This window comes from Alteromonas sp. 009811495 (assembly GCF_028865455.1).
GTDB lineage: Bacteria > Pseudomonadota > Gammaproteobacteria > Enterobacterales > Alteromonadaceae > Alteromonas.
In genome coordinates this window covers 749,580-764,378 of sequence record NZ_CP113972.1, presented here as the reverse complement: position 1 = coordinate 764,378, position 14,799 = coordinate 749,580, and the positions used below count along the sequence as shown (strand labels likewise).

At 43.3% G+C, this 14,799-nt stretch carries 11 protein-coding genes; 2 read left to right on the top strand and 9 right to left on the bottom strand.

From position 1 onward, the window contains the following. Positions 1 to 63 precede the first annotated feature (63 nt). The 9 genes from lysC to OZ660_RS03380 form a co-directional block, all read right to left on the bottom strand. On the bottom strand, positions 64 to 1,413 hold the full coding sequence (lysC, locus tag OZ660_RS03420) for a lysine-sensitive aspartokinase 3 (protein WP_202263608.1): 1,350 nt from the start codon (positions 1,411 to 1,413) through the stop codon (positions 64 to 66). A gap of 59 nt (positions 1,414 to 1,472) precedes the next feature. Beyond that, complete coding sequence (locus OZ660_RS03415) at positions 1,473 to 1,913, bottom strand: DUF192 domain-containing protein (RefSeq protein ID WP_202263606.1); 441 nt, start codon at positions 1,911 to 1,913, stop codon at positions 1,473 to 1,475. A gap of 150 nt (positions 1,914 to 2,063) precedes the next feature. Next, entirely contained in the window at positions 2,064 to 2,924 is an 861-nt protein-coding gene (locus OZ660_RS03410) for a DNA ligase (RefSeq protein ID WP_274742563.1), read from the bottom strand. Positions 2,925 to 3,296: 372 nt separating this feature from the next. Further along, entirely contained in the window at positions 3,297 to 3,890 is a 594-nt protein-coding gene (locus OZ660_RS03405) for a hypothetical protein (RefSeq protein WP_202263602.1), read from the bottom strand. Between the two features lie 661 nt (positions 3,891 to 4,551). Then, positions 4,552 to 5,730, bottom strand: a complete 1,179-nt coding sequence (locus OZ660_RS03400) for an alpha/beta hydrolase-fold protein (RefSeq protein WP_274742562.1) — start codon at positions 5,728 to 5,730, stop codon at positions 4,552 to 4,554. Between the two features lie 127 nt (positions 5,731 to 5,857). Then, positions 5,858 to 7,582, bottom strand: coding sequence for a response regulator (locus OZ660_RS03395; protein WP_274742561.1), 1,725 nt, complete (start codon positions 7,580 to 7,582; stop codon positions 5,858 to 5,860). A 113-nt stretch (positions 7,583 to 7,695) separates the two neighbouring features. Then, positions 7,696 to 7,956: a DNA ligase gene (locus OZ660_RS03390; protein ID WP_274742560.1), complete on the bottom strand. Its 261-nt coding sequence runs from the start codon at positions 7,954 to 7,956 to the stop codon at positions 7,696 to 7,698. Between the two features lie 170 nt (positions 7,957 to 8,126). Beyond that, positions 8,127 to 10,937, bottom strand: a complete 2,811-nt coding sequence (locus OZ660_RS03385) for a bifunctional aconitate hydratase 2/2-methylisocitrate dehydratase (protein WP_274742559.1) — start codon at positions 10,935 to 10,937, stop codon at positions 8,127 to 8,129. A 386-nt stretch (positions 10,938 to 11,323) separates the two neighbouring features. Continuing rightward, on the bottom strand, positions 11,324 to 12,508 hold the full coding sequence (locus tag OZ660_RS03380; protein WP_202263587.1) for a PQQ-dependent sugar dehydrogenase: 1,185 nt from the start codon (positions 12,506 to 12,508) through the stop codon (positions 11,324 to 11,326). A gap of 66 nt (positions 12,509 to 12,574) precedes the next feature. On the opposite strand from OZ660_RS03380, the gene OZ660_RS03375 reads away from it, so the two are divergent. Both OZ660_RS03375 and OZ660_RS03370 read left to right on the top strand, forming a co-directional pair. Further along, positions 12,575 to 13,027 carry a hypothetical protein gene (locus OZ660_RS03375; RefSeq protein WP_274742558.1) on the top strand — a complete coding sequence of 151 codons (453 nt, stop codon included), beginning with the start codon at positions 12,575 to 12,577 and terminating at the stop codon, positions 13,025 to 13,027. Positions 13,028 to 13,145: 118 nt separating this feature from the next. After that, entirely contained in the window at positions 13,146 to 14,714 is a 1,569-nt protein-coding gene (locus OZ660_RS03370) for an AMP-binding protein (RefSeq protein ID WP_274742557.1), read from the top strand. Positions 14,715 to 14,799: the final 85 nt, after the last annotated feature.

Here is a 14,799-nt window from a genome sequence, read left to right as displayed (position 1 = left end):
TACAAAGCATAAAAAAAACGGCCAACATTAGTTGGCCGTTTTCGATAAAACAATAGAGTAGGTCTATTCAAAAAGCGCTTTATGCAACTTTCTTACAACGTCTTCACTATCTGTTTCGTTAACCAGAAATGACAGGTTATGCGGGTTTGCGCCAAAGCAAATCATACGCAAATTGAAATCAGACACCGCAGATAAGATTTTACTCGATACACCAGCAGCCGTTTGCATGTTATTACCTACGACAGTAACTAAGTCATACCCCTTTTCAACTTTCACATCACATATTGTTTCAAGCTCTGCGATAGTCTCTTTATTCAACCGCTGTGCAACTGAATTAGCCGGGTTATCTAGCGTGAACGACACCGATATTTCAGAAGTGGTTACCAAGTCTACGCTCAGTTTGTGCTTTGCGATAATCGCAAACACCTGCTGCAAGAAACCCTGTGCATACATCATTTTTGGCGTTTTAACCGTCACCATTACCTGCTCTTTGCGACGGGTGATTGCGCGATAAGCGGGTTCATGCTCACAGTCGCGTACAATCCATGTGCCGCCCTTTTCAGGCTCTTTGCTCGAACCAACGAAAACTTTAATATCTTTGCGAAGCGCAGGCTCCATAGTAGCGGGGTGTAGTACTTTTGCACCAAACGTAGCCATTTCTGCGGCTTCTTCAAAGCTTAACTCAGGTAATGGACGTGCAGCAGAGGTAATTCTCGGATCGGTGGTATACACACCTATTACGTCTGTCCAAATTTCACAAGACTCAGCATCAAGTGCTTCAGCCAACAGTGCCGCGGTAAAGTCTGAACCACCGCGCCCTAATGTGGTTGTTCTGCCTTCTTCATCAGCGCCAACAAATCCTTGTGTAACTACAATGGCACTTTCTAATTCAGGTGCAAGCAGCTGTTTAGCAAGCTTTTCAATTTCTTCAATTTGTGGGGCGCCTTCGCCAAATTCACTGTCAGTGCGCAGTACTTTACGCACGTCAAAATTCATAGTTTTGACGCCCTCTTCGGCAAGTACCGATGAAAACATTAGCGACGACATTCTCTCGCCCATCGACAATAGCTGATCTTTTAAGTCATCACGATGTAAGATTTCTTCGTGAAACGCGAGGCTACGCATTTCATCAAGCAAGTCATTGAGCTTAGGCTCAATGCTCTCTTTGTCACTCAATTTATTGAGGATAGCCAACTCAATATCGATGATTGCTTGGCACGTTTCCTCAATTTGTTGTTGCGTCATTGGTGTATGCGCAAGACTGACGAGGTGGTTGGTTACACCTGCTGCGGCACTTACCACTACAATTCGCGTTTTATCATTACCGGCAACAATTCGGGCACAATTTTGCATTACTTCATAATTCGCAACGCTAGTTCCACCGAACTTAGCTATCGATAAGGCATTTGTCACTATATTTAACTCCAGAATAAGCTAGCTTTAAGCCAGCACAATCGCGCGTTTACTCGCAATTAGTCAATCGTTATTTGGTCGCCGACTTTAATCTCATTCTCGGCAAACCACCCTTGGTTCATTTCCAATGCGTAAAGTACCTCTTTCGATGATCCGACCGACTCCAAGCTATGTGGAGTGAGAGGTTTTATATCCGTGATTACGCCATTTCTGTCGATAAATGCTACGTCTAGAGGAATGAAGGTGTTCTTCATCCACATTCCCGCAAACCGTGGTGATTCGAACTTGAAAAACATGCCACAGTCTTCACAAAGCGACTTGCGAAACATCAAACCGCGCGCTCGCTGCTCGAACGTTTTGGCGTATTCAACATTCAAGGTTTCCTCACCGACTGTGAGTGTTGCCTCGTCAAATACCACTGTTGATTCTGCGTCAACTTGCGCTTGAGCACACCCTAAGGTTAATACAAGTGCGGCAACAATAAAGAAAGATTTTCCCATTAGACATTCCTTTTCGCCATAAAAAAGCCGGTCGCCTATAGGGCCACCGGCTTTGTAGTTTATACACTATTTTATGCAACATTCAATGTTGGGATAATACGTGCCTTGGCCTCTTCTTCTGCTTACTTAAAGCTAGGCATTTTGTCGAAGTTAGTGAGATATGTCTGCATTTGGCCTTTGCCGAAGGAAACTTGCAAAGCGGGGTTTGCCATTACGGGTTTTACCTGCGTACTTAAACGTTACCCAACTATTGACTGGCGGAGGGTTTTCTCTTTCTTTGTCACTAAAGCCACTACCTAATTTAAAGATAACCCCTTCTCTGGTTTGCACCAATAAAGCGCCTAGTACATCAGTATATTTACCTTTTCCCTTCACATGGCTAATCACTTTAGCCTCGTCATCATCAAACTTTTTGAGTTTTAAAAGGTATTCACTTCTACCGTTTAAATAAAGCGCGTTTTTGTGATGAAGCATTAACCCTTCACCACTGTGAGCCAGCACTTTATCTAGCGTTTTTTCTAGCTCATGCAGTGACGTTAAGTTGTACTGTTCAACCAAAGACAATGAGACATTTTTCGCGTCGTCTATAAGACGGCGCAGCACCTTTAAGCGAGATTCAAAAGGAAGATCAGATTGGGGAAGGTCAAAAGCCATAAAAGCAACATGGTGCCAGCGGGTATCCGGTGTATAGCTAAGCACCACAGAAGTAGTCTTCTCAAACTGCCCTCGCTCAATCCACAATTCGCCATCTAATGCTACATTTGGCCAATCCTTTGTAAACCAATGCGGTGTATGAATAAGTGTTCCACTGCGGGTCAACAATTGACTTCCCGTCCACCTTGCGCGGATACCATCAAGCTTTTCACTAACCCAGTAATTTTCTATGGTGATAGTGTCCTGTTCAATATCGTAAGGTGTTGCTAGTTGAAGTGGCGTTATGTCCGCTGCAGCATGTAACGGTGAAGCTACGAGCATTGAAAAAACATACGCTGAGTACCCGACCCTGTTCATCACTTGTCTCCCTTGATATAACGCGTTATGTCAGGGTCAAGTGTACAGTGCAGCGAATAGGTTAAAACTGGTCTTTGGCATGGTTTTAAGAAACCCAAAGTACACAAATAGTGCTAACTGTGGGTTGCTATTGAAATGGGCAAGTAAAATTCCGCCATAGCATTGGGATAGCAATGGCTTATGTTGCTTTCACTAAGAAAACAAATAGGAACTACGATAAATGATATTTCCTGAAAATTAGCTGACCAAGCAAATCCATTAAGTCGACTCAATGAACCTGCTTGGGCTAGGATGTATATCTTGCTCTCATCAACAGGTATTAATTGTTGGGTAAACAGCAACGTCGTTTAACTACATTCCAGCAAAATATCACTACCGAAGTGGCAAATATGCTACCTCGGACTCTGCTCTTTGAAGTGAGTTTCTAACTCTAGTAATTTCTTGCTCGTGAATAGTTGGAGCAAAAACATCTACCTTTTTAATTTTTTTCGGGCCTGTATCAACGCCGTTTCCGTCGCGACAAGAATTATTCGGCGCACCTCGAACCCGACTAATCTGGCGAGGGCAATTATCTAAAACATCGGGCGCGTCGTTGAATGCTAATGCTGAGCTTTGCTTAAAGACGAGTTTTCCACCAAAGTAAATCTTCTCTTCGGTTAAATTTAATGGAGAAAGCTGGCCTTCAAGGACATTCAAAACACTGGTTTCACCGTCTTTTGAACAAGTTACTTTGCCAAAAGTATAAATTCCGGGCTGTACATCGACGGCGGCAAATGCACCATCAGAAAATGTTAGGTGGGATACACTCTCGCCTGAAGATGGCAGGAGTTCAACATTCAAGCTTTCGCACCCTAAGTTGCTTGATACCTGAAGAATATAGGTTGCATTGGCCGCTGTCGCTGGGCTGGCTACGGCAGAAGCCGCCGCCACTGCTAAAAAAGAAGAGGCAAGTAAAACACGAGTCATAGCATTTCCTTATGTACGTTGACGTTATTGAAGGTTTGCAGAGACGATAAATCGTCTGTGAGCAAACCGTGTAATTCAACAATAGTTGAACGCAACTTGTTCATCAAGTAGACACAACGTTTTTTTAAATGATTACTTGTTATATACCAACCATTGCAGTCGTTGAATAAATTCACTCTCGCTTCACTCTTTACAAGTCACAATAAATTTCCCAAAGGTAATAAACGAATTTGAGATAACAATGGCAGGTAATGACGTACGAATTAGATTTCACTATGCAATTTATGCAGTTGTACTTCTAGGAGTAGGTGTTGCAAGGATGGTGCAAAAGACAACCAATGATGAGGGCGGAATTATCAGTCAATATGGGCCACTTGCTTTCGCATGTCTAATGTCTGTATGCGTTGTCAGTTATTCATTGCGCGCCCCTATTCTGAAGCGTTATTTTTGGCGTGTATTACTATTTACTCTCGTTGTCGTTGATTGCTTAGCCGTTGCGTTTACTGCCTATTTATCAATAAACGCAGTTAGCCTCTTTCAGGGGCCGGTAATGCTCACCTGGGGCGCGCTACTTCTAACACTACCGGCACAAGTCATCATGTATTACTACTCACACAATCGGAATTCAATTTGGTATAAGAAAACGAATTAACATCCGCTGTTATTGGAGTTGAGCAAGAAGACGTTTTTGTCGATTTAGATAAACCTGATAGCCATCATGACTTTCATCTGCCAGTTTAAGCGCTTTATTTACGTTAGTCAGCGCTTTGCGATACTCCCCCATTTGCTCAAAGCCATAGGCCAAACCATTATAGGCATCGGGTGTATTTGGGTATTGCGCGATATCGTACTCAAACAGGGCTATCGCTTTCTCGTAATTTTGCATGCCTACGTAATAATAACCAAGCTCTCTTATAACCCATTCAGGCGCCGTAAGATTCTCACCGCGCTGAGCAGATACTCTCGTGTAATAGTCTGAAATACTCGAAATATTGCCATCGTATCGGTGGGCACGAAGATACGCGGATAAAAACAATTGATGATACGCACTAAACGTGGATGCTGCGGTAATCAAGTTATGTGGTACGCCTGGGTAGGTTTCATTTACCCACCTCATACCTTGAGGCTGATTTGCTTTTATGCCTGCAATCATGTTGTCGTAATAGGGGCGCATTGGTGCACCTTCATTACCGATAGACGTGTAAATATAATGATCTAACTGTGGTTGCGATTTAAGAAACGCCACCATATTTTTAGCCGATGCACCGTTGGCCCACCATACTGCTGCACTGTAAGCCAATGCAGCCTTAAACAAGTGTGTTTTTTCTCTTAAGGCATAAAGCGCAAAAACCCCTCCAGCAGATGCGCCTTCAATTACCCTAAAATCATGAACACGATACTTATTTTCAACTAATGGCATCAGCTCTTCGGTGATAAATGAAAGAAATTTAGCTCCGCCCCCGCCATAACCAACTGGGCCGTTTGGGTCTTGATTGACCGTTGGATAAAAGTCTCGTAATCGGTCGGTATTTTCAATAGCAACCACTATAACTTCAGGGGCAGCATTTTGAGACTGGAGAGACTCAAGTACTGCATTCATAGTTGTCAAAGTACCTGCGCCATCTAATCTGTATATGACAGGATATTTCTTATCCTGGCTATCGTGGTAACTTTTGGGGAGTTGAACTACAACGCTTCGCGACTCATTCAACACCTTCGAATGAAGCTGCTCCGTCACGTGCTGGTAGCGTTCTGCGGTAGTCATTTCTTGTGAGAAAGCACCACTGGTGCTTAAAAATGACAGCACAACAACGAGGGTAAGGCTTAGAAGAGATTTCAAATTTAAACCCTTTTAACGTACACCTACGATATACGAACCTTTATTCGCTTTTTAAGGTCGAGATTATATATTAGGTGAAAACAGTAGAAGCGTTATCAGTGAAGATAACATGGCAATATACGCTAACCTACGCGGTATTGAATGCCTTTTCAACATCAGTATTTGTAGAAAATGTTTTTGAGTTCAGATACTTCGCTAAAATTACATGTAAGGCATCTTTATCGATGGGTTTAGTGAGGTAGTCATTCATCCCCGCCGCTAACGCCTTTTCCAACTCATCTTTTACCACCGCAGCAGTAAAGGCAATAATTGGTGTAGAAATTGAGTGGTTTCGCAGGATGTTGGCCGCCTCATCGCCATTCATTTGGGGCATATTTAAATCCATCAGAATTAGATCGAATTGATGATGAAGCGCCATATCTACCGCTTCTCGGCCGTTATTGGCCTGAGCAACGTCAAAACCTATATCTTCGAGCAACGCCTTGGCTACGACTTGATTTATTTCGTTGTCATCAGCAATGAGTATCGAACCACAAAAGGCAGAAGGGGTAATGTCGCCTGTTGGCGTTTCGACTGATTTAGCAGGCGTATTCATTGGCAAAGAAAAAGGTAGTTCAAATGAAAACTCGCTTCCCTGCTTGAGTTCACTACGTAAGTTTACTGTACCGCCCATCGCTTCCACTAAACTTTTTACTATCTGCAAACCTAACCCCGTTCCCCCAAACTCGCGTTGAATGCTACTATTGGCCTGTGTAAAGGCATCGAACACCCGCTCTTGGTCGCTAATATCAATTCCCTCACCTGTATCTATTACACTGAACTTAACAAGCTGATGGCTGCCCGAAGTTTCTCCTTGCATAATCCTTAGTGTCACACTTCCAACATGTGTGAATTTTATCGCGTTGCTAATCAAATTATTGAGTACTTGAGATAGCCTTGTGGCGTCACCTATCACGTCTGCATTTAACCGCTCGTCTATTTCAAGGTTCAATACAATACCTTTCTTTTGAGCTAATTGGCTGAAGAAGGCAACGCTGTCGCTAGCGACAGCTTTTAAGTCAATCGCAACGGCTTCTAATGATAGTTTGCCCGCATTAAGTTTAGAGACGTCTAATACATCATTTAATATACGGTTTAACGAAACTCCTGAGCGCTGAATCTTCTCTAGATGTGAGCGGGCATTTTCATTGATCTCTCTAGATAGCACTACATCAGTAAGACCAAGTATTCCATTTAATGGCGTGCGAATTTCATGAGACATGGTAGCTAAAAACCGTGCCTGTGTAGCTAAAGCCGCTCTTTCTTTAACAAGTGCCTCATCAAGTGCAGTGCTCTTTAATTTGCTTTCTATCAAGGCCTTTTCCAAACGACTCGACAACGTGTAAATCAGCAACGAAACAATAAAATTCGTTATGCACATGCGTAACCACAATGCATCGTTATATTCGGTATGAAAAAGGGGCACTAAAAACGAGCACGAAACAATAAAGATACCTGATCCAATGCGCCATGTACCTCTTAGAAGTAGTATAGGAAATATAGCCACCATTGGTATGAGAGCCGCAGGAAGCAAACCATTTTGGATAATGAGATAGGCGCCTACGGGAATAACGATTAACGTCCACAATTTGGCGATAGCCTCACCGTAAGACGGAAATCGCAATCCCAGCAATGCTGTGCCAATCCAGATAAAGACATTAATAGAGGCGACCAATACGTTTTCCGGTGGCCCCAAGATTACCGCCAACGCAATAAGTAACGAGAATACGAGTAAAATTCGAAACCCAGCATGCCGTAAGTCTTGTGCGACATCATCTATGATGCTCTGGGAATTTGTTTTTGATGTCGACACTGGTAATCCAACAACATGTAAATAACCTAAGATAGTATAAGCCACTGGTTAATATTTACACATTAGACTTTGTAATGACGACTAGAAGAAAGGTACGGTCAGTTTAAAAATAACTAATTAGAAAATGCTCTTTGTAATATCGCCACCATAAGGTCTCCAAACAGTGCCCCTGCGGTAGAGCGCTCGGCGCGTCGTACTTGGTAGGATTTATCAAGACAATGTTGCAATCGCGTATTTGCCAATTCTGCACTGTTTGTTTCATCTTTCTCGATTTGCTCGATACAGTTATCAGTCTGAGCCATGCTGGTGGTACTGCAGCCCCCAGCCCACATCAGCGATAAAAGTAAAACAGCAGACCCAATAAGTTTTTTCATTTGTTACCTCTCCTTAGTCGACGAATGAAATTGCGATGAAAACACAATACTAAAACATGCTCGTCGTTATAGTACTTTTAAGTGTAGTGCTAAAGGCTATTTCGTCAATCACAACAAAAAAGCCCCAACCGAGGTTGGGGCTTTCAATGTTTTGTTATGTTGCTAAGTGCTTATACGCGCTTAACCGCCACATCCGCTTCAAACTTAGGCTTAACAGCCAAATCTTCTGAAGGAGGCGCAAACTTAGTTAGGTCAATTCCTGCAACAGCTTGCTTGTACTCTTCAGTTGTTGGGAAACGGCCAAGTACAGTTGAAAGTACTACCAGTGGCGTAGAGCCTAATAGTGATTCACCTTTCTTCTCGGCAGAGTCAGCAACAACACGGCCCTGGAACAAGCGAGTAGACGTAGCAATTACAGTATCGCCCGGCTCAGCTTTTTCTTGGTTACCCATACATAGGTTACATCCAGGACGCTCTAGGTAAAGAATGTTGTCGTACTTAGTACGCGCCGCTTCTTTAGGCTTAGCATCATCGAATTCAAAGCCAGCGTACTTCTGAAGGATTTCCCAATCGCCTTCTGCTTTTAGCTCGTCAACAATGTTGTATGTCGGTGGTGCAACAACAAGAGGCGCTTTGAACTCTACAGAGCCGTTAAGCTTCTCTAGGTTACGTAGCATTTGCGCAATAATTTGCATGTCACCTTTGTGCACCATACAAGAACCAACGAAACCAAGGTCTACAGGCTTACCATCGTAGTAAGAAACCGGACGTATAACGTCGTGCGTATAACGCTTAGACACATCTTCGTTGTTTACGTCAGGGTCAGCGATCATTGGCTCATCGATTTGATCAAGGTCGATAACCACTTCTGCGTAGTACTTAGCGTTGTCATCTGGAGCAAGCGCTGGCTCTTCACCAGACTTGATTTCAGCAATACGCTTGTCAGCAAGGTCAAGTAGGCCTTGAAGCATCTTAGCTTCGTTGTCCATGCCCTTGTCGATCATAATTTGGATGCGGCTCTTAGCAAGCTCAAGTGACGCAATCATAGTCTCATCGTTAGAGATACAGATAGACGCTTTCGCTTTCATTTCCGCAGACCAGTCGGTAAAGGTAAACGCTTGGTCAGCTAGCAATGTACCAATTTGTACTTCGATAACGCGGCCTTGGAATACGTTCTCGCCAGAGAACTGCTTAAGCATTTGTGCTTGAGTAGCGTGAACCACATCACGGAAGTCCATGTGTTCTTTCATGCTGCCTTTAAAGGTCACTTTCACAGACTCTGGAATTGGCATTGCCGCTTCACCTGTGGCAAGTGCTAGAGCAACTGTACCTGAGTCAGCACCGAACGCGACACCTTTAGACATACGTGTATGCGAGTCGCCACCAATAATGATTGCACGGTCGTCTACCGTGATGTCGTTAAGCACTTTGTGGATAACGTCAGTCATTGAGTGGTAAACACCTTTAGGGTCACGCGCTGTGATTACGCCAAAGTTGTTCATAAAAGACATAAGCTTTGGAATGTTAGCCTGTGCTTTCTTGTCCCATACTGATGCAGTGTGACAACCAGACTGGTAAGCACCGTCAACAAGTGGAGATATTGTTGATGCCGCCATTGACTCTAGCTCTTGGCAGGTCATTGGGCCTGTAGTGTCCTGAGAACCTACAATGTTTACCTTAACACGAACGTCAGAACCTGCGTGAAGCGGTGCATCTGAGCTTACACCAACCGCATTGCGGTTAAAGATTTTCTCAACAGCAGTAAGGCCTTGACCTTCGTGTGATACTTCTTTTGAAGGTGCGTAAACGGCTGGCGCTTTAACGCCTAATGTACGCGCTGCGAAAGACTGAAGCTGCTTACCAAATACTACCGCGTAAGAGCCGCCCGCTTTCATGAACTCCATTTTTTGAGGAGTAAATGAAGCAGATACGTCAACTAGCTCTTCTGTACCGTTGTAAAGCTTCTTCGCTTTAGTATCAATTGTTAACACAGTGCCTGTTGCTACAGAGTATGCTTCTTCTAGTACTGGGTCACCATTTGCATCGCGAACAATTTCGCCGTTTTCGTCCGTTTTCTTAACCCAGTTTTTAAGGTCAAGACCAATACCACCAGTTACGTCAACCGTAGTAAGGAAAATTGGCGCAATACCGTTAGTACCTGCAACAATTGGCGCTTTGTTTACGAATGGAATGTACGGACTTGTTGGTTCACCAGCCCATAGTGCAACGTTATTCACACCAGACATACGTGATGAACCTACACCCATTGTGCCTTTTTCAGCGATAAGCATCACTTTAGCATTCGGGTGCTTCTTACCAAGTTCAACAATTTCTTGCTGTGCTTCAGGAGAAATCATGCACTGACCGTGAAGTTCGCGGTCTGCACGAGAGTGTGCTTGGTTACCTGGAGAAAGAAGGTCAGTTGAAATATCACCTTCAGCTGCGATGTAAGTTACTACTTCAATCTTCTCTGGTACTTCAGGAAGCTTTGTGAAGAATTCTGCTTTTGCGTAGCTTTCTAGCACGTCTTTCGCAATGGCGTTGCCAGCTTTAAATGCAGTTTCAAGACGTTCTGTATCCGCTTCGTACAGATAAACTTGCGTTTTAAGTACTTCTGCTGCTGGCTTAGCAACCGCTTCGTCATCAGAAAGCGCTAAGTCGATAAGCACTTCTACAGACGGGCCACCTTTCATGTGTGAAAGTAGCTCTAGTGCAAATTCAGGAGTAATTTCTTCTACTTTTTCTTCGCCAAGTACAATTTCCTTAAGGAATTGCGCTTTAACACCTGCAGCAGGTGTTGTACCTGGCAAGGTGTTATAGATAAAGAATTTTAGAGAGTCTTCGCGGTGCTCGTTCGTTGTATCTTTGATTTGAGCAATAATTTCAGACAGCAGATCTGCACTGTCGATTGGCTTAGGGTTAAGACCTAGTTCCGTTTTACGGGTCTCGATCTCTGCCAGATATTCTGAATACAAACTCATAGTGTTCTCTCAGTCTTAGTTTTACTTGGGCGTAGTGTTAAGTCGGTCTTAGCTATACGCATATAAAAGTGGGCTATATTTTAACTGATTTTCTCGCTGCACGTAATGTTTGAAGTGAAATGGAATGAGTACTTTTCACTGTCAGTTTTTATTGACTTTGTACCTTTTCAACCTCTACTCACGCCGTTAAGCGCGGAATTAAATAAAAAAATAACGCTTTCATTTCATTAACTTGCAATAAAAATTAAGGCCCACACCATTTACATTGCGTGCCATACACACCCACTATCTGAATAAATGATAGTGTTGCACTTATGACAGACATTTTTCACACTTATGGTACTACCAGTTCAAATAACACACAACAATAGTGTTCTTTAGGTGCTTTATCGAGGAGATATTCGCATTACTTTGCTATTTTCCCCGTCAGTTAATACTAGGATATTGCCCTCACTATCAACAACGACATCGCGTAATCTTTCATAAAGCGAGTTACTTGCACTATGTGAATTGAGTACCGGGTGCACCTCAAATTTATCGGTCTGCGTGATGATGGCAAATAACTGCTTTGCTTTTAGCGAGGTTACAAGTAAGGTGTTTTGAAGTGTGGGGAACGCCGTCTGCGAGTAGAGTGTCATCGATGAAGGTGCTATAGATGGCGTCCAATTTACGAGTGGGTCCTGCATGCCTTTGTAATGGGTAAAAGGTGAGATGTTTGCCCCTGAATAATCTTTACCTAATGTGACTACAGGCCAACCATAGTTCACGCCAACCTCAATACGATTAAGCTCGTCGCCACCATCCGGACCATGCTCATGTTGGTAGATTTCACCATCAGCGCCATACACCAACCCTTGCGGGTTTCTGTGACCTAGGGTGTAAATGTAGGGTGAGTTTTTAAACGGTGCGTTTGGTAAAGGCGCGCCATCAATAGTAAACCCTATCACCTTCCCTAGATGAGAATTCTGTACCTGCGCCTTTTCTCGATAGTCAAAACCATCGCCTGTTGTAACGAGAAAACCACCGCTTTGTAGTGCTAGTAATTTGCCACCGTAATGTACTGGCGTATCTTTCGATTCATTCACTTCATATACGTTGTGGATATCGCCAAAGCCTTGTTCTAGCGACAAGGTTGTTTTGACGACTGCAAGCCTATTGCTGTCATCAGAACCTTTAGAGTAAGACACCAACACGCTGACGTTATTTGCGCTGTCACCGCTAGAGGTTTCGCTCTCGATAACAAGTAAATCGAGTAACCCACCCTGCCCCTGTGTATAAAGCTCAGGCAACGCCAACGAGAAGCGTGAGCGACTTTTGTCTTCAGTAATAACAGTGACAAATCCATCTCGCTCGGCAATGAGCAGGGTGTCATTGGGCAATATTTCCATCGATTTAGGAAAATGGAGTTCAGATGCATATTCTTCTAGGGAGTACGAATGAATTACACCTTCTGTATTTTCTAATTCGTTGATGGCGCTAGTCTGAGCGAATGCCTGTGCAGTAGTATGGGGTGATAAATGCAGGCATCCCATTGTTATGGCTAAGCCCGCTGTTAGAAAACTCAGTTTCATTAGGTGTACTCATTAATGCGTTATTTATGGTATACCAAAAACAACGCACCATGTTTAGGTAAAAATATGCCGAGCCTCACAAATCGCTTTATTAAACTCATACTGCCTTTCTTATCAGCTTGGCTGGTCGCATTTTTACTCGCCAGTGTTTTTCATTCCTGTTTTGTCCTTTATGGGCTGATAGCAATTGATATTGATATCAACACGGCGTCTGCGTTTTCGATGATCTTTCAAGATATCACGGGATTATTACCTACTTACGGCGTCATTATTGCTGCGGCACTTCTTATTGCGTTCATCTTCGCTCGGTTTGTATTTTTAAGACAACCAACAGCAACCTCGCTCTCAATACTGGTATTTGCTCTTTCTGGCGCAGCTGCGTTCATGGTGATGTTAGCAGCTATGCAACCTATCTTAGATGTAACCTTAATTGCTGGCGCAAGAACCACAATGGGCATATTTGCGCAATGTGCTTCTGGGTTTGTTGGCGGTGCACTTTTCGGCAAACTGAAACAATAAGATAGCGAACGTACCATTAAAATTTATTATGACAATCTATAAGGTAACAAGCATGTAAATAGAAAGTTAACTTTGCTAATGTTATACGATATCAATCAATGTTTAGGAAAATTGCACAATGATAGCGTATCCCGACAATGTCTCTTGTTTAGCCGATTATATCGAAAGCGTTTTAGAGAAATTTGCAGACAAACCTGCGTACACAGCACTGGGCCAAACGTTAACATTTAAAGAGATAGACGAGAAATCCGCTGCCCTCGCCCGCTATTTTGTGCATGAAGCTAAGCTTAAAGCGGGAACAAAAGTTGCCATTCAACTGCCTAACCTTATTCAAAATCCTATTGCGGTTTATGCGGCACTGCGCGCTGGATTGGTTGTGGTTAATACAAATCCACTCTACACCGAACGTGAGATGAAGCATCAGTTTACTGATAGCAACGCCCAGGCCTTGGTTATTTTGAGCGACCTGCTCCCTAAGTTTGATAACATTAAAGCCGACACCAACATTACCACTGTTATTACAACATCAGCTACAGAGCTGCTCGATGCTAAAACAGCACCCGATATTGCTGGCACAATATCAATGACAGCAGCAATTCACATAGGGGCAGATGCACCGAGTTTTGAGCGCGAGAATACCAGTTTGGGCGACCTTGCAATGCTACAGTACACTGGCGGAACAACCGGTGTCTCGAAGGGCGCAGCGCTTAGTCACAATAATGTGTTGAGCAACTGCATTCAAATGCTTGAACGCATAGGCGATGGTTTTAAGGATGGCGAGGAAGTACTTGTGTGCCCTTTGCCGCTTTATCATATATACGCGTTCACTGTTGGCATGATGGCACTTTTTGCAAAAGGCAGCCAAATTATTTTAATCCCCAACCCTCGAGATATAGACGGTTTTATCCAGACGCTCAAACCACATCGTATCTCCGCCTTTATGGGTATCAATACTCTGTTCGTCGGCCTTGGTCGTCACCCAGAGTTTGCCAAACTTGATTTTTCAAGGCTCCATCTGACTATGTCTGGTGGTACAGCCTTAACTCAAGCAGCTGTTTCAATCTGGAAAGATGTGACAGGCAATATGATTACTGAAGGCTATGGTTTGTCAGAGACTGCGCCAGTAGTGTCGTTCAATATTCCAGGTAAAGAAGAGATTGGTACTGTAGGCCATGAGCTTTTAGATACTGAAGTGGCATTACTAGACACTTACGACAAACCGGTTGCCGATGGTGAATCAGGACAAATTGCAGTGCGTGGCCCACAGGTAATGATGGGCTATTGGCAGCGTGATGATGAAACCGCTAAAGTAATGACAGAAGATGGGTTCTTCAAAACAGGTGATATTGGTATACGAACCGAATCGGGTGCAATCAAGATTGTTGACCGCTTAAAAGATATGATTATTGTGTCTGGGTTTAATGTCTATCCAAATGAAATTGAAGATATTTTAACGTCTCATCCAGATGTAATGGAAGCTGCAGTTGTCGGTAAACCCGATGACAAAACCGGTGAGCGAGTGTGTGCTTTTATCACAGTCAGCCAGACTGTAAATCATGATGACATTATCGCATTTTGTAAGACACATCTAACCAATTACAAAGTACCAAAATCTATCACAATATTAGATGAGCTACCAAAATCCACTGTCGGCAAAATTTTGCGCCGAGAATTGCGCTCAGCATAGTCTAATAAAAGCAGCCGAATGGCTGCTTTTTACTTTATAAATCAGTTCATTAATACGAAAGAATAAGTGACGTTTTGTTGTATAA